We start from the raw sequence: 15493 nt of genomic DNA on the forward strand, positions 1-15493 counted from the left end.
TTTGAATTATTACACAAATCGGTCTTTATTTTAAATTTTTAAAAATGAGAGTTTATCATTGACTATAAGTAAGTCACATATTTCTAAAACAAAATAAATTAACAAACTTCTCACCGATAAAAAAGCTCTTCACTCAATATTTTCTACATGTAAACACTTAGTTTCACAGTAATATCCTTTGCCACCAACATAAACTTTTTCTATTTTATTTTTGCTATTGGTTGCTAATTTAACTAATATTTCAGAAGGCGAGTGTAAAGAATAACCTTGTTCAAATACATAGACTTCTTTTTTCAAGTAGTCCTGTTCATAAAGATAGCAAGCTAATGCACCGTTCGAAGTTCCAGTCGCTGCTTCTTCATTAATGTCGTATAGCGGAGCAAAATTTCTGCATATAATTCGATTGTCATTAAAAGTATATAGATGCATCCCGACAACATTATAATACTTGCTGATTTCTTTAATTTTTTCAAAATTAGGTTGCAGTGCATGTAATTGTGTTTCGCTTTTTATAGGAATTAAAATATCTTTTAAGCCCGTGGAGACAATTTGAATTGGGTATTTATTTTCTATATCTTTACTATCAAAACAGTCGATGAACTCGTTTGGAGATACAACATCATAGAATATCGGTTTATTTTGTTCCATGAATATGATGTCATCTTTTATAGTAATAGTAAGAACACCGCTGTTCGTTTCAATCGTATAGCGATTCCTGAAAAGTTTATTTAAATGCATCAGTATCGCGAAAGAGCCAATTGTGGCATGACCACATAAATCAACTTCTTCTTTTGGTGTAAAATACTCAAATTTATAATCAGCAATTTCAGATTCTGATATAAATGCGGTTTCCGCATAGCCCAGTTGTTTGGCTACTTCCATTTTTTGAGTAGTGGTCAATGTATTCTCAATAAATACCACTCCTGCTTTATTTCCGCCTTTATGATCCTTGCTAAATGCACTTGCAACATAAACAGATATTTTCATAAGACACCTTCCTCACTTATAGTAAATTGTAGTATAGACAGAACTACATATAAATGCTATTGGATAAATTATCTATAAATTAAGAGACAAACTATTTTTAGCATTTGAACTCTCCAAAAATAGTTTGTCTACAGTCTGAAAGCTCTTCATTTGAAGAGCTTTTTTTATATTCGCTTCATCGAAATCGTTTCACGTATACTTTGTAAATTTTTTAGAGTTTCCTCTTGTCGCTGCAACGACAACCCTACATACAAAGTATCTAATAAGCTTAACTGTGCTAATCGTGATGAACTTGCTTCTGTGCGGAATTCAGTCTCACGTGTTGATGTATATAACGTTATATCAGCAAGTTGACTTAATGCTGATTTCTTATAGCTCGTAATCGCAATAATTTTGGCTCCTCTTGCTTTCGCTACTTCTAACGCTTCAAGTAATCCTTTATTGCTACCAGAATGAGAAATACCAATAACAACTGAATTTTCCGAGAGTAAACCTGCCCCCATAATTTGAAAATGCGAATCAGTATGAGCGATACAAGAAATACCCGTTCTCATAAACTTATGATACGCATCCATTGCAATAATACCAGAGCCACCATTTCCATAAAACTCAATTCGACTTGCTTCTTGTAAGGCTCGTACAGCCTGCTCAAGTGCCGTTTCATTAAGCAAATGTAAAGTATCTTGCAGTCCTGTAATATGCGAATGAAAAACTTTTTTAGCAACAGTTACCATACTATCTTCTGCTGATACCTCTTCATGGATATTTTGCATCGGTGTATGTACAATTTCACGAGCTAATGTAATCTTTAAATCTTGAAAACCTTGCAAACCAAGGTTTTTACATAAGCGGAATATCGTAGCTTCGGAACTATTCGTAACTTCAGCTAATTCTGTAATAGATTTATGTACAACATCTTGTGGATGTTTCAAAATATGTTCGGCAATACTTCGCAATTTCGGTGATAAACCATTTAACGAAGCCTGAATCTTTCCAATCCCACTTCTTGTACCAGGCATAGCATATCCTCCCCTTCCATCGTAGCTTTATCCTGTAAAACCGATTAGTTAAACTAATCATCAGTGGGGATGGTCCTCCACTGATTAGAGTTTCACTTTATTGTACCTAATTATCGAAAGAAGAAAAACCTATATTAGGGATTACTATAATTTTTAATTGCTCCTATGTATTCTGTCATACGATATAACAGAATTATTCATGCTTATGAATAATTCTCTCCATGTTTCACTGCGTATAATGCGGCTTGCGTACGATCATCCACTTCCAATTTAGCTAAAACGTTTGAAACGTGTGTTTTCACAGTTTGTTCTGTAATATGAAGTTCTGCTGCAATCTCCTTGTTGCTTCTTCCTTTCGCAATTTCGCGAAGTACCTCTTGCTCTCTTTTCGTTAACATTGAAAAAGGATTTTCTACTTCCTTCTTTACTGCAGAACGCCCCATTAATGCAGGTGTTACTTTCGGGTGAAAATTCGCATTTCCTTGATGTATTGCAATAATAGAAGCGACAAGTTGCTCAGGTTGTACTTCTTTTAATTGATAACCATCTGCTCCAGCTTCAAGTGCTGGTATAACATAATCTTGCTCTGAAAAACTACTTAATATAAGTACCTTTATCGTCTCATCGTATTGCTTTAGACGTTTTGTTGCCTCAATTCCATCCATTTTCGGCATCGATACATCCATTAGCACGACATCTGGTTTTTCTTTTTGCACGAAATGTAATGCCTCTTCGCCATTTTCCGCTTCCCCAATAATTTCAAATTCTTCTCTCGTTTTCAAAAAGAATACAAGTCCTCTTCGAACGATATGATGATCCTCAACTAGTAGCAGTTTAATCTTCAACCTTATTCTCCCCTTCAAATCGGCAATTGAATTTCTATTTTTGTACCCTTTTTCAGCTCCGTTATAATTTGAAACGATCCCTTCATTAACTGAATACGTTCCTTCATACTTTTCAGACCAAGTGCTGATTCCCTTACTTGTTCTTGTATAAATCCTATTCCATTATCTTCTATGTAAAAATGTAACTGGTTATTTTCTATTTTTAAAAGAACATGTACCTTTTCACACGAAGCATGCTTTTTACAATTATGTAGCGCCTCTTGGCTAATACGCCATAAAACTTCTTCTATTTCATCCCCAATTGAAACCATCCCATCAATTCGAACTTCCACTTGAACTCCTAATAACTTCCCGTAATTTTGAATTGCTTCCGCTAATCCTTTCTCTAATCCTTCAGGTCTTAATTGCCAAATTAATAGCGTCATCTCTTGTAATGCTTCTTGTGATAATTCTCCAATATAACTTAACATCTCTTGCAATTCTCTATCTTGCGTCATATTCAGAGTACCTTTCGCTGTTAGCATAATAGAAAATAACAATTGTTTTACTGAATCATGTAAATCACGTGCAAGTCGATTTCTTTCCGCTACCACTACATATTTACGTTCTTTCTCAACTAATTGAATACGTTGTATTGTCGTTCCAATTTGAAATGCAATTGATTCTAATAACGCTAACTCTTCCTCTGAAAAATAAGTTTTATGAGGTGCAGCCACATTTAGTAGACCAAATTTTTCTAATCCAGACCTAAGCGGAATAGTCGCATGATGTGTAACATCTTCTGTCTCTCCCCAATTACATTCAATTGCATCTTCTATTCGCTTACATTCAATAATATTAGTCGCTTTTTCCAATCTCCCATTTACAAAACGTTCTACACACCAACAGTTTCCTTCACACATCGGCTTCTTCTTTTGCCACGTAAGAGCCTCTGGTAAATTTTCGTCTACAAGCATGCTGTGCTTTCCACTTTCATCAATAAAGAATATCCACCCTGTTTGTAAATTCATTACTTGTAACAATGTATGCAACACTTTTTCTAACATATCCTGTAAGTTTGTTGCTTCATTTAATAATTCAGCAATTTCTTTTAATGCTTCTAAACGACGCATCTCTTTTTCTTCAAAGTTCATTCTCATCACCAACTACAATTATAACATTAAGAAATTTCTAAATTCTATAAATAAAAAAAGAACCGAATTCCTTCAGCCCTTTCTTTATATCAATCATTTTATTATTGTTATTCTATCCAATGTTGGAAGCAGAATTTTTGTTAACAAACGATTCTACTTTAGTTGTCCGATAAAGATTGTCCACCATGGATATGCTGTAAACCTTCAGTAGTAACAACCATATTCGCTGCTGGCATTTGCACTTGATTTTTATGGAACATAGACATTAATTCAAATCTTACTTGTCTAGAAGTTTCAAAATAATCTTCTGGCTTTATTAAACCTGTAATACAAAATTCATAGCCAACATATTTCAAGTTAGGATTTAAGTCTGTAACACCGACGTATTTAAATGGTTCAACAGCCTCATCCTCTACTCTATAAAGAGTTTGATTCAATTTTTCATTGCATATAACACATACTTCTTCTAACAATTCCTTCACTCTTGTTGGATCTTCCTGATAACTTACCGTGATGCGTTCAATTACACGCATCCATCCTTTATTAAAATTTTGTATCGTTCTAATCTCTCCGTGCGGGATGGTAAGTAGTTTTCCTGACCATTCACGAATTTGCATAAAACGAATACTAATCTCTTCAATAGTTCCTGAATTTGTTCCGTTAAAAGTTACAAAATCACCAACCCGAAACTCTTTGTCCGCTAATCTTGCAAAGCCTAATATAACATCTTTTAGCATCTGTTGTGCAGCAAAACCGATGACAACTCCAGCTATCCCTGCACCTGCAATAATACTTTTTATATCTACAAATTGGCTAATTAAATATATGATAAGACTGATGATAATGATATATCTAAAAATAGATCGAATTACACTTTGAATTGTCTGCTCTACCTCTTCATCAAAAAAGCTTGATTTCCTAAAAAACCAATCAATAATACGGTTTATTACAAAAGAAATAATGATTAAAACTAAAGCAAATAGTAAAAATCTTAAAAGTAAAAACTCTCGTACATAATTAAAAAATTCTTCCGTATACGTTAATAAGCTCATTTAACCACTTCCTTACTAATTAAAAAATTCATAATCGCCTAAGTTTGTTCCAGAAAAATCTATTATCCTAATCTTAAATGCCACTACCCTTACTATGTATTTTGACTCTATTACTAATTCACTTTAAACAGTATGTCTAGCTGTTCTTTTTCCTGTCCCTTTAAATATACCCTTTTTAATAATCTAAAGGGAGCTAATAGTGATTTTTTAATATTACAACTTTATTCTACTCATTACGATTTCAATTAATTTATTAACTAAGTACAAAAAAGAGCTGAAATCATCAGCTCTTTTATTCGATGTTAATTGTTGTCTTACTGTTTTTTTCTTCTTTCAGTTTTGGTAATTCTATTGTCAGTACGCCATCTTTATAATTTGCTCTAACATTTTCTTCCTCAACTTGTTTAAAACTAAAGCGTCGAGTTACAGAACCTATAGAACGTTCTTTACGAATATATGTGCCATTCTCATTTTTTTCTTCTACTTCATTATGGTTAGTTGCTTGAATCGTTAATACATCTTGTTCAAAATCAACTTGAATGTTTTCTTTTTGAAAACCTGGTAAATCTGCTTTCACAGTATATTTATCAGATTGCTCATGAACATCTACTTTAAAAGTATCCATGTTCAGTGGCTTAAAGAAAGCATCTGTCATCCCTTCTAATAAAGAAGGCCCAAAATCAAAAATACCATTTTGACGTTTTGTTATCTCTGGAAATAAATTACGCATATTTTTTCCTCCTTATTATTTATGAATGAAAGATTATCTCTTTCTGCCTTTATTATAACATTTGGTCAAAAAAGGTCAAAGGTTTTGTTTGACCTTTTTTGATGTATATTTTACCAAATAACACAAATAAGTTATATGTCTTCTCTCCCCTTATAAAGAGGAATATATTTACATAATAACGAATAGTTTATTTGCTCTTATTTTTTCTTACGGAGGTTACATACAATGGGATATATTGAAGAACTTAGAAAAGTTGTCGGATCAAGACCACTCAATTTATTAGGCGTTGCGGTAGCTGTTTTCAATGAACAAGGACAAATAAAAGAGACCTTTTTTAAAGGCCTCTTTTTTCACTTCACTTCTGCATGTAAGCATGACTTAAAATGTCCAAGTGCAAATTCATGTCCTTGCGCATTAAAAGATGCAACTGCCTTTTCATAAACAACAATTTTAAACCCTTTATTATACGCATCTACTGCTGTATGAAGAACACAAATATCAGTACATACCCCTACAAGATGAACCTCTTCAATTCCTCTTTCTCTTAGCTTCATCTCTAAATCCGTTCCAGCAAATGCACTATACCGTGTTTTATCCATGTAATATACATTCTCTGCATTTTTATATGTTTCGTACACATCTTGTAATTCACCAAACAAATCTCTTCCACTTGTACCAGCTATATTATGAGACGGGAATAACTTTGATTCTGGATGATATACATCATTTTCTTCATGTTTATCAATAGCAAAGACAACGTAATCTCCATTTTCAATATATTGCTTCGTTATATGTACAATTTCCTTCTCAATTTCCTGTCCTGGTTTCCCGCATGTTAAAGCGCCTTTCTCAGCTACAAAATCATATGTATAATCAATATTTATAAGAGCTCGTTTCATTACTATCTCTCCTTCTCCTGTTTCACAGTAAACAATAGAAAATTTGTTATTACGACATCGTATGTACTATTCGACATTTCAAATGAAATACCTACATTTTTCTTGCAAAACTCACCTTAATCCGAGTTTATCATAAAGTGAAACTTTAATCATTGGAGAGTTTGTTCATCTCCAATGATTATCAGCCCTCATCAATCGTGCATTTACAGGCAGTTGATCTCCCACCTAATCTCCTCACCTATACCGAGTTTTAAGGTAAGGTCTTACTGCCCGTTAGTGCGAGATATAATAGATAAACAATGGTAAAACAAATAGCTCCTATTGATAAGTCATGAATTTGATAATTGAGCGTAGCTTGAATCATCTCTTGTATCGTAAACCAAAATACTGCCATCATCATACTAATCAAGACGATACGAATACACCGATTCACATCTTCAACCTCTTTCTCTGTCATAGTAGTAACAAGTGATTACTTCCTATTTAATCGTATTAGAAAATGAAATAAGTTATTCACTCTTGCACACTCTAGTCCAAACAAAAAAGCACACTACTTTTTGAGTAATGTACTTTTTATTCTTGTTAAGACGCAGGTTTTGTCTCAAATGTTGCTTGATTAAAACTAATAACCTTTCCTTTCGGGTCATTGTTTTCATACTGAACTGCAGTAATTGTATGACTACCTGTTTCCAGCGTTTTTTCTTTTAACTGCACTGTTGTCTGCGTTGTACTAGTTACTTGATGTTTATCTGTATACATTTGATCTACAAATACGAATGTTTCTTTATCACTTTGAAAATTAGAAAGTTCTAATTCAACTTGCTGAATTAACGTATCCTTTTTGATGAATACAGTCGGTATATTGCCGTTTTCAGAAGTACCATCTGGAGTAATAACTTTTACTTTCCCTTCTCCAATTGACATTGCTCCTTCAGGAAATACAACCATATTCTCATCACTTGCGTTTACAACTTGTTCTTCCTGTTTTGATTGCGCGTCCTCTTTTTCCTGTGGAGCACCGCAACCAACTAATAACAATACAGACAATCCAGTGATTATGAATTTTTTCAAAATTCATCCCCCCTGTAACTTCATTATAATTTATTATACAAAAATAACTTTTAAATTTTGAGACTACTTTCAACACTTTCATGAACAAATAGAATCTTGCTCACGATTAATGTATCATACTTTCCTTAATAGAACATTAATTTTTTTTATGAAATAAATAGTAATTCCCTCTTATCTATCATTTTAGCCCAACATATGAATTACATACCCTCAAAAATAAAAAGACATTGTTAGTTCAATGTCTTTTCTATACAGCAATTAAAAAACAAACGTTGTAATCTCATCTACTTCTTTTCTTGGAAGTTTCTTCGGTTTATCTTTCGGAAATCCGAGTGAAATAACCATATTTATTTGTTTTTCAGGCTCAATTTGTAAATATTGGCGCAGTTCATCTTGAGCTAGCAATACTGGCCCTGTCATTGGACAAGTACCAAGTCCCTTTGCATGTGCAGCTAACATTAAGTTTTGTGCCGCTAAACAGCTACTCTTAATGCCTTCTTCTTCCCAAACTGAATCTGGAACAAAAGCAATTGGATCAAATATCTTTTCACGGAACTTTGATTCATATGGTGTTGCCAAACATACGATTAATACTGGTGCCTCCGAGAAAGCTGTTGCATATGGTCCGAAAGAACGTGTAAGTAATTTCCCTGCTTTCTCTTCTCCATTTTCTGCTGCTTTTGCCGCAAGTTTATGTAATGCATCCCATGTCATTTGTTCAATTTCTTTAATCTTCTCTCGATTCATGATAACTAAGAATTCCCACGTTTGTGAATTCGTATCACTCGGTGCGTAACGAGCACAATCAATTATTTCTTTTATATCATTAGTAGATACTTCTTGATCTGTAAACTTTCTAACACTTCGTCTTCCGTGAATTACTTCTTTAAAATCTTCATAATTCATATATTAAATCCCCTTTTTACAGCGTTTTCAAAACTTGTCCTATGCTTGAATTATATCATGAAAAAAAGCCGGAAGAATACCAGCTTTTTTCTTCATGATTAATTTGTCACTTTAAACAAACGAATACTCTCTTCGTATGCAGCTTGTAGTTTTTTCGTAATTGGTCCTCTTTCACCAGCCCCGAACTGTTCATCACCAATTTGAACGACTGGGAATATTTCAAGTGGCGTCGCTGTAAAAAAGCACTCCTCAGCGTCATATACTTCTTGTAATGAAAACTCTCGTTCCTCTACATCGATATGTAACTCTTTCGCTAATGTAATTACGTAGTGACGTGTAATACCATGTAAAATGAAATAATCCGCTGGATGTGTAATCAACTTATTATTCTTCACGATAAAGAAATTGGAATGACACCCTTCGGTCACAATACCATCTCGTACTAATATTGCTTCTTGATACCCTTGTTCATTTATTTTGTTTTTGATCATGATATTAGGAAGCAAATTTAAAGATTTTATATGGCAAAACTTCCACCTGATGTCCTCTTCTACTGTCACCTTAATCCCTGCCTCCATTGAAGCAACTGGTCTTGGGAACGAAACAAGATTTGCAAAATATGTCGGTTGTAAATCTGATTCATATACATGATTGCGCGGTTGTGTACCTCTTGATATTTGTAAATATACATTCCCATCTTCTTGAAACTGATTTTTTTCAATCATTTGATATAACTCTTCTACTAATTCTTCCTTCGTAAATGGTGGAATTAGTTTTATTTCTGCCATAGAGTTAAAGAATCGTTCTAAATGTAAATCTAATAAATGTGGCTTCCCGTCATATAGTCTGAATACCTCGTATATACCATCACCAAATTGAAAGCCTCTCTCCTCTAATGGAATCATCGGCTGTTCTTCCTTCGTATTTACAATTCTTCCGTTAAATAAAATCCAATCTTTATGAGTAGCTTTCATTCTTCCCCACTCCTTTATCACATGATTGTTTTAATTGTACAACTTATCTACACTCAAAAGAAGGAATTTTCTGTATTTTAACAAACAAAAAAGTGCATCACTTATTTAAAGGGATGCACTCGACTATTCATTTACTTCAGAAAATATTTTTCAATATCATCTAACATAAGATTTGCAGCTACAATACCACCTGCTGTATTCCAAATCACTTCATCTACTTGGAATACTTTATTATTTTTAGAAGCCTGTAGTTGCTTAAAGAGTGGATCTTCTGTCCATTCCTTCGCTAACGAATTTCCTTCATTATTCTTATCTGCATCTTTATCAGACGTGAAATAGAATAAGTAGTCTCCGTCCATATTTGGAATCTGCTCTTTTGTAATTCCTTTTATCGCAAAATCATCTTTATCTTGTAATGGTGGTCGTTTAAATCCAATATCATTTAAAACAACGCCCGAGAATGAGTTTTTTTGATAAATGCGAACATCACCTGGCACGAAACGAATAATAGAAACTTTAGAATTCAATTTATCGCCTAACTTCTCTTTCATTCCTTCAATGCGTTTTTTATAATCATCAAGAGCTTTTTGCCCTTCTTTTTCTTTATTTACAGCTTTTGTATAAAGTGTAAAGTTTTCTTTCCAATCACCGCGTAATGTTTCTGCATAAACAGTTGGTGCGATTTCTTTTAGCTGATCATATATTTTTTCATGACGCATTTTATTTCCGATAATTAAATCTGGCTTAAGCTTCATTACAGCCTCTAAATTAATATCACGTTCAGTTCCTACAACTTCCGTGTTTTTTAACTCTTTCGCTAAATGAGGATACCATTCATCACCAGCACGTGGTTTCGTAGTCCCCACTGGCGTTACGCCCACAGCTAGGAGAGCCTCTGCGCCTTCATTTGTTAAAACAACAACTTTTTTAGGTGTACCATTTACTGTCGTTTCACCCATTGCATGCTTTACCGTATATGAATCTTTTGCTTTCGCTGATATATTATTTTCTTTTTTCTCTTCTTTACTACATCCTGCAATTACAACCATGAGTATCATAATGCAGAACATAATTAGTTTTTTAGTATGTATCATATGTCCTCCCTAGATGAAATCGATTATCATTAACATTTAAAGATTAATGTATCTTACATACATTGTCAATGTATATAAGAAAACTTTTTTAATATATACTTTTTAGATTCTATCCGCTTTTCTAATGTTTCTTTTTAAAATATAGTGCATAAGTATGAAAATAAATGTTGTTATTAAAATGCGCATCCTTGTTATACATAACAAGGATACGCATCCATATTGCATTATCATTTTAATTCCTAATATTGAGTATATTTAATATACGCTGGGTCATTATATACCCACTGATTTCCACCAAGGTTTAACCAACCATTTTCATTTATATATACTAAATAAGATTCTGGAGAATTTAATTGGCGGATAACTGCAGATGTAGTTGATGGACCACTTCTTAAATTTACATTCATCCCTTGTATATATGCAACCCCAATCGGGCTTCCATCACTATTGCTTGTCTTTACAAAATTAATGTACGAAGGATCATTATACACCCATTGTCCATTCCCCAAATCTAGCCATCCGTTACTTTCCTGATATACAACGTAAGATTCTGGAGAATTTAATTGACGAATAACTGAGGAAGAAGTTGATGGACCATTTCTTAAATTTACATTTTTCCCAAGAATATAAGCGATTCCCTTCGTTTGAGGTGTCGGTTGTGGGTTAGGAGGTTGTGGATTTGGAGCTACTCCAAAAATAGCTGCTATTCCATTTGCATACGCTTGACTTAGATCTTCAATAAATTGTGGATTTTTTAATAAATTTGCATCAAACGCTGTATCAATAAAAGCAGTCTCAGTTAAAATTGCATCCATTGCGGTTTCTCTTAATACCGCATAATTTTCTTTTTTTGCTCCTCGATCACGAAGACCATATTTTGTTAATACAGGATTGACAGCTGTATGCATTTTTTGTTGCTTTGCATATGCAGTGCTGCTATTGGATAACGCATTATAAATATAACTTTCAAAACCTGTACCCCCGCCGCTATTAATATGAAATGAAATAAAATAATCCGCACTGAAAGCATTAGCAATATTAGCACGTTCCGATAAAGAAATAAACACATCACTATCACGTGTCATTTTAATTGTAATTGGGTAATTTACCGTTAAAATGTCTCGAACGCGTCTAGCAATTTGAAGTGTTAAGTTTTTTTCTACTAAACCATTACCAACAGCACCAGAATCATATCCACCGTGCCCTGCGTCTATAACAAGTTTCATTTTATTGCCCCGCCCCTTTCTTGTAATATGTTTGCATTTCTACTCGTCCTATTTTATGTGAAATGTACAGGTTCTGTTACAATTGCAAATAAAAAAACCGCCTTATGTAAGGCGGTTTCTATCATCTTGCTTTAACCAATTTAAAATAAATATATACGATTGATAGTGAACATAACGTATGCAAAATAAAATAAATAAAAGTGCTATTCCAACACCACTATAAAGTAAACCAAACTTTAAAAAAACATTTACAAGTGGTGGAAAGTTCATTAAATTTTGTAATGTACTAAGCATACAAAACATAATGAAAAAGACAGGGATGTATTGTAATTCATACGGCTTTTTTTTCTTACTCATTCTTTTCCGAATGATTATATGACATAATTCTGCTACTATAAAGCACCCTCCAATTAATACAAGACCAGAAGTCATCGTCATACATCCACCTGCCTTATATTTATTGTATCGCATAAATAATCATCGTTATATTTTCTTTACATACTCTTCATCTTCTGAAGCAAAACCAAAACTCTCTATGAAAGACTTCGCCTTTTCTGTTAATTTCTCTTGTAGCACTTTTATTTCTTTCACATTTCTTTGTTTCATCATTTCTTCAAATGTAAAATACGTATTTGTACCATAACCGTAACCTTGGTAATCAAAATGAATAATTAGCTGTGATAAAACAGCCCGTTCCTCTTGTACACTATAATCTATTACACCAATATATGTATCATCAACTTTCACACAGTACTGTACCTTTTTCTCACCTAAACTATGCGATTTAAACATTTCTTTAACAACGCTTTCATTTTCTACAGTAACTTTCTCAAACGTAATCATATGTTGTCCATCCTTTTACTATTATTGTATCAATAATACTTCCTATTTATGAAAAAAACCTTAAGACCGTATGCGATCTTAAGGTTTTTCTAATTAAACTAAGCTATACGCACGTTTTGTTTCTTCATGGAACTTATTCGTATCGTATTTATGCTCAACATAAATTTGGTGCCATACCATAAACGCAAGTACAGTCCAAATTTTACGGCTATAATCGCCTTTATCTGCACAATGTGCTTCCAGTAAGTTTAATACATACTGTTTGTCGATTAAATGCTCTGTCTTACTTTCGTTTATAATATTTATAGCCCAATCATGCATTTCGTCTTTTAACCAGTGACGAATTGGTACTGGGAATCCAAGTTTTTTACGATCTAATACGTGATCTGGAACGATTCCGCGTGCTGCTTCACGTAAAATAGCTTTCGTAGTTCCGTTAGCAATCTTAAATTCAGTTGGAATTTTAGATGCAACATCGAATACTTCTTTATCTAAGAACGGTACACGAAGTTCTAATGAGTTTGCCATTGTCATTTTATCAGCTTTTAATAAAATGTCACCGCGTAGCCATGTGAACATGTCAATGTACTGCATTTTACTTACATCATCATAATCTTTAATCTCGTTATACAATGGTTTCGTGATATCCATATAGTTAACACTTTCATTGTAATACTTCATTAATTCAGCTTTTTCTTCTTCACGGAAGATTTTAGCATTTCCATAGTAACGCTCTTCAATTGGTGTACATCCACGCTCTAGGAAGCTCTTACCTTTAAATCCTTCTTTAAGAGCACCACTTAATGCTTTTAGAACGCTCTTACCTGGGCTAGGAATGTAAGAGAACATTTTTAGTGAGTTTGGCTCACGGTAAATGTTATAACCACCAAATAGCTCGTCTGCGCCTTCACCAGAAAGAACAACTGTTACATGTTTACGTGCTTCTTTCGCAACGAAGTACAATGGTACAGCTGCTGGATCAGCTAAAGGATCATCCATATGCCAAATGATTTTTGGGAACTCATCCATAAATTCTTTCGCTGAAATGAATACGTTATGGTTTTTAACGCCTAATTTCTCAGCAGTTTCTTTCGCAACATCAACTTCACTGAAACCACGTTGCTCAAAACCAACAGAGAATGTTAAAAGATTTGGATTCATTTCTCTTGCGATAGAAGCGATGATAGATGAATCGATACCACCAGATAAGAATGAACCTACTGGTACATCACTACGCATATGCACTTTTACTGAATCATATAACACATCACGAATTGCTTGGATATGCTCCTCTTTCGTTGCACTTGAAGCGTTGAAATAAGGTTTCCAGTAGCGATGGATTTCCATCTCTTTACCGATTTCTTTTACGAAATAATGACCAGGCTCGATTTTATTAACATCAATTGTTAACGTTTCTGGCTCTGGACCATATTGGTACGTAAAGTAATGTTGTAGTGACGTTGGATTAACGCCTTTATCTTCCATCACATGCATAATACTTTTCTTCTCAGATGCGAAGAATGTAGTATCACCTTGTTGTGCAATGTATAAAGGTTTAATACCGAAGTGGTCACGTGCACCGAAAAGTTTCTTTTCCTCACGATCCCAAATCATAAATGCAAACATACCACGAAGGTAGTCTACACATTTTTCTTTCATATGTGCATACAATGCAATGATAACTTCTGTATCAGATTGCGTTGCAAACGTTGCACCTTTTTCAAGTAACATTTCACGTAATTCTACATAGTTGTAAATTTCACCATTAAAAATAATTACATATCGATCATTTTCATAAGTTAGCGGCTGATGTCCTGCCTCTAAGTCAATGATGCTTAAACGGCGGAAGCCAAATTGTACATGTTCATCACGAAAATATCCTTCGTCATCTGGACCACGGTGGAAAATCATCGTGTTCATATTTTCAAATTGATGTTTTTCTGTTTCTGAAAACTCTCTAGGGTTTTCACATAAACATCCTACAAAACCACACATACTTCTTACCCTCTTTCAGTTTTCATTCTGTCTCTATACTACTATATCAACCCTATTTATACTAGCATAATCAACTGAATATGGCGACCAAAAACTATAAAAAAATCACTCCATTTCACATTTTTAACAATTTTTTATGAAAACATGAAAACTAGGCACTCACCTTTCTCCGCTTTTGTCATATGATATTGCAAATTGATTTCTAGGAGGGAATACCATGAGTGAAGAAAAAAAAGATTCTTCTCGCCCACCGGTTCGTAATTACTTAAAGCAAATTGATGATTTCTTCGAGCAAACACCTCTTCGCAATGTAATCGCTGATTTAAATCATTTTTTCCAAAAAGGAAACCGTTTATTAACATTCCCTGTAGATTTATATGAAGTTGGTGAAGAACTCGTTGTTACAGCTGAACTACCAGGTATACAAAAAGAACAAATCCAAATTGAAATACAAAGTGAATACTTAAAAGTCTCTGTAAAAGAAGAGATACTTGAAGAAGAAGAAGAAGAACAAACATCCCATAACTATTATCGCCGAGAACGTTCCATTTCAGAAGCATCAAGATTGATTAAATTGCCGTATTCAATTAATAAAAAAGCGGCAAAAGCTTCTTATCAAAACGGCGTATTAGAAATTCGTGCGCCGAAACTTCCCCAGCAACATGACATTTTATCGATAGACTAATACAAAAAAATAAGGGTGCTATGCACCCTTATTT

Annotated in this window: 17 protein-coding genes; 1 reads left to right on the plus strand and 16 read right to left on the minus strand. The window is 33.7% G+C overall.

All coding sequences use genetic code 11. From position 1 onward, the window contains the following. Positions 1-129 precede the first annotated feature (129 nt). From ACK1U5_RS07435 to asnB, 16 genes are all read right to left on the minus strand, one after another. Positions 130-987, minus strand: a complete 858-nt coding sequence (locus tag ACK1U5_RS07435) for a PhzF family phenazine biosynthesis protein (RefSeq protein WP_088045977.1) — start codon at positions 985-987, stop codon at positions 130-132. Positions 988-1151: 164 nt separating this feature from the next. Then, positions 1152-2006, minus strand: a complete 855-nt coding sequence (locus tag ACK1U5_RS07440; protein ID WP_001119646.1) for a MurR/RpiR family transcriptional regulator — start codon at positions 2004-2006, stop codon at positions 1152-1154. A 203-nt stretch (positions 2007-2209) separates the two neighbouring features. Then, a complete protein-coding gene (gene casR, locus ACK1U5_RS07445) occupies positions 2210-2851 on the minus strand; it encodes a two-component system response regulator CasR (RefSeq protein ID WP_069604971.1) in 642 nt (213 codons plus the stop codon). 14 nt (positions 2852-2865) lie between these two features. Further along, positions 2866-3963, minus strand: coding sequence for a two-component system sensor histidine kinase CasK (casK, locus tag ACK1U5_RS07450; protein WP_170962673.1), 1098 nt, complete (start codon positions 3961-3963; stop codon positions 2866-2868). Positions 3964-4142: 179 nt separating this feature from the next. Next, the gene (locus ACK1U5_RS07455) at positions 4143-5036 is read right to left on the minus strand and encodes a mechanosensitive ion channel family protein (protein WP_000055433.1); all 894 of its coding nucleotides are present in this window, start codon (positions 5034-5036) and stop codon (positions 4143-4145) included. 292 nt (positions 5037-5328) lie between these two features. After that, positions 5329-5766, minus strand: a complete 438-nt coding sequence (locus tag ACK1U5_RS07460; RefSeq protein ID WP_001245052.1) for an Hsp20/alpha crystallin family protein — start codon at positions 5764-5766, stop codon at positions 5329-5331. A gap of 350 nt (positions 5767-6116) precedes the next feature. After that, positions 6117-6665, minus strand: coding sequence for a cysteine hydrolase family protein (locus ACK1U5_RS07465; RefSeq protein WP_000816767.1), 549 nt, complete (start codon positions 6663-6665; stop codon positions 6117-6119). 250 nt (positions 6666-6915) lie between these two features. Beyond that, on the minus strand, positions 6916-7122 hold the full coding sequence (locus tag ACK1U5_RS07470; RefSeq protein WP_061139345.1) for a hypothetical protein: 207 nt from the start codon (positions 7120-7122) through the stop codon (positions 6916-6918). Positions 7123-7247: 125 nt separating this feature from the next. Further along, positions 7248-7736 carry a hypothetical protein gene (locus ACK1U5_RS07475; RefSeq protein WP_000713496.1) on the minus strand — a complete coding sequence of 163 codons (489 nt, stop codon included), beginning with the start codon at positions 7734-7736 and terminating at the stop codon, positions 7248-7250. 258 nt (positions 7737-7994) lie between these two features. Beyond that, positions 7995-8642 carry a nitroreductase family protein gene (locus ACK1U5_RS07480; protein ID WP_001105284.1) on the minus strand — a complete coding sequence of 216 codons (648 nt, stop codon included), beginning with the start codon at positions 8640-8642 and terminating at the stop codon, positions 7995-7997. 98 nt (positions 8643-8740) lie between these two features. After that, the gene (dat, locus tag ACK1U5_RS07485) at positions 8741-9616 is read right to left on the minus strand and encodes a D-amino-acid transaminase (protein WP_044584419.1); all 876 of its coding nucleotides are present in this window, start codon (positions 9614-9616) and stop codon (positions 8741-8743) included. Between the two features lie 131 nt (positions 9617-9747). After that, the gene (locus ACK1U5_RS07490; RefSeq protein WP_000581991.1) at positions 9748-10710 is read right to left on the minus strand and encodes an ABC transporter substrate-binding protein; all 963 of its coding nucleotides are present in this window, start codon (positions 10708-10710) and stop codon (positions 9748-9750) included. A gap of 239 nt (positions 10711-10949) precedes the next feature. After that, positions 10950-11936, minus strand: a complete 987-nt coding sequence (locus ACK1U5_RS07495) for an N-acetylmuramoyl-L-alanine amidase (RefSeq protein ID WP_000779890.1) — start codon at positions 11934-11936, stop codon at positions 10950-10952. Positions 11937-12038: 102 nt separating this feature from the next. Then, complete coding sequence (locus ACK1U5_RS07500) at positions 12039-12368, minus strand: hypothetical protein (protein ID WP_000200459.1); 330 nt, start codon at positions 12366-12368, stop codon at positions 12039-12041. 51 nt (positions 12369-12419) lie between these two features. Beyond that, positions 12420-12779 carry a GNAT family N-acetyltransferase gene (locus ACK1U5_RS07505; protein WP_000627522.1) on the minus strand — a complete coding sequence of 120 codons (360 nt, stop codon included), beginning with the start codon at positions 12777-12779 and terminating at the stop codon, positions 12420-12422. Positions 12780-12872: 93 nt separating this feature from the next. Then, positions 12873-14774, minus strand: coding sequence for an asparagine synthase (glutamine-hydrolyzing) (gene asnB / locus ACK1U5_RS07510; RefSeq protein WP_000333816.1), 1902 nt, complete (start codon positions 14772-14774; stop codon positions 12873-12875). Between the two features lie 217 nt (positions 14775-14991). Between asnB and ACK1U5_RS07515 the strand changes: the two genes are divergently transcribed. Continuing rightward, positions 14992-15459 carry an Hsp20/alpha crystallin family protein gene (locus tag ACK1U5_RS07515; protein WP_016081782.1) on the plus strand — a complete coding sequence of 156 codons (468 nt, stop codon included), beginning with the start codon at positions 14992-14994 and terminating at the stop codon, positions 15457-15459. Positions 15460-15493: the final 34 nt, after the last annotated feature.

The sequence above is a fragment of the Bacillus sp. XB1 genome, assembly GCF_053557995.1.

Excerpts from the sequence above, each read along its gene's own strand:
- ACK1U5_RS07435 (WP_088045977.1), bottom strand. The coding sequence starts at position 987 with ATGAAAATATCTGTTTATGTTGCAAGTGCATTTAGCAAGGATCATAAA.
- ACK1U5_RS07440 (WP_001119646.1), bottom strand. The coding sequence starts at position 2,006 with ATGCCTGGTACAAGAAGTGGGATTGGAAAGATTCAGGCTTCGTTAAAT.
- casK (WP_170962673.1), bottom strand. The coding sequence starts at position 3,963 with ATGCGTCGTTTAGAAGCATTAAAAGAAATTGCTGAATTATTAAATGAA.
- ACK1U5_RS07455 (WP_000055433.1), bottom strand. The coding sequence starts at position 5,036 with ATGAGCTTATTAACGTATACGGAAGAATTTTTTAATTATGTACGAGAG.
- ACK1U5_RS07460 (WP_001245052.1), bottom strand. The coding sequence starts at position 5,766 with ATGCGTAATTTATTTCCAGAGATAACAAAACGTCAAAATGGTATTTTT.
- ACK1U5_RS07465 (WP_000816767.1), bottom strand. The coding sequence starts at position 6,665 with ATGAAACGAGCTCTTATAAATATTGATTATACATATGATTTTGTAGCT.
- ACK1U5_RS07470 (WP_061139345.1), bottom strand. The coding sequence starts at position 7,122 with ATGACAGAGAAAGAGGTTGAAGATGTGAATCGGTGTATTCGTATCGTC.
- ACK1U5_RS07480 (WP_001105284.1), bottom strand. The coding sequence starts at position 8,642 with ATGAATTATGAAGATTTTAAAGAAGTAATTCACGGAAGACGAAGTGTT.
- dat (WP_044584419.1), bottom strand. The coding sequence starts at position 9,616 with ATGAAAGCTACTCATAAAGATTGGATTTTATTTAACGGAAGAATTGTA.
- ACK1U5_RS07490 (WP_000581991.1), bottom strand. The coding sequence starts at position 10,710 with ATGATACATACTAAAAAACTAATTATGTTCTGCATTATGATACTCATG.
- ACK1U5_RS07495 (WP_000779890.1), bottom strand. The coding sequence starts at position 11,936 with ATGAAACTTGTTATAGACGCAGGGCACGGTGGATATGATTCTGGTGCT.
- ACK1U5_RS07500 (WP_000200459.1), bottom strand. The coding sequence starts at position 12,368 with ATGACTTCTGGTCTTGTATTAATTGGAGGGTGCTTTATAGTAGCAGAA.
- ACK1U5_RS07505 (WP_000627522.1), bottom strand. The coding sequence starts at position 12,779 with ATGATTACGTTTGAGAAAGTTACTGTAGAAAATGAAAGCGTTGTTAAA.
- asnB (WP_000333816.1), bottom strand. The coding sequence starts at position 14,774 with ATGTGTGGTTTTGTAGGATGTTTATGTGAAAACCCTAGAGAGTTTTCA.
- ACK1U5_RS07515 (WP_016081782.1), top strand. The coding sequence starts at position 14,992 with ATGAGTGAAGAAAAAAAAGATTCTTCTCGCCCACCGGTTCGTAATTAC.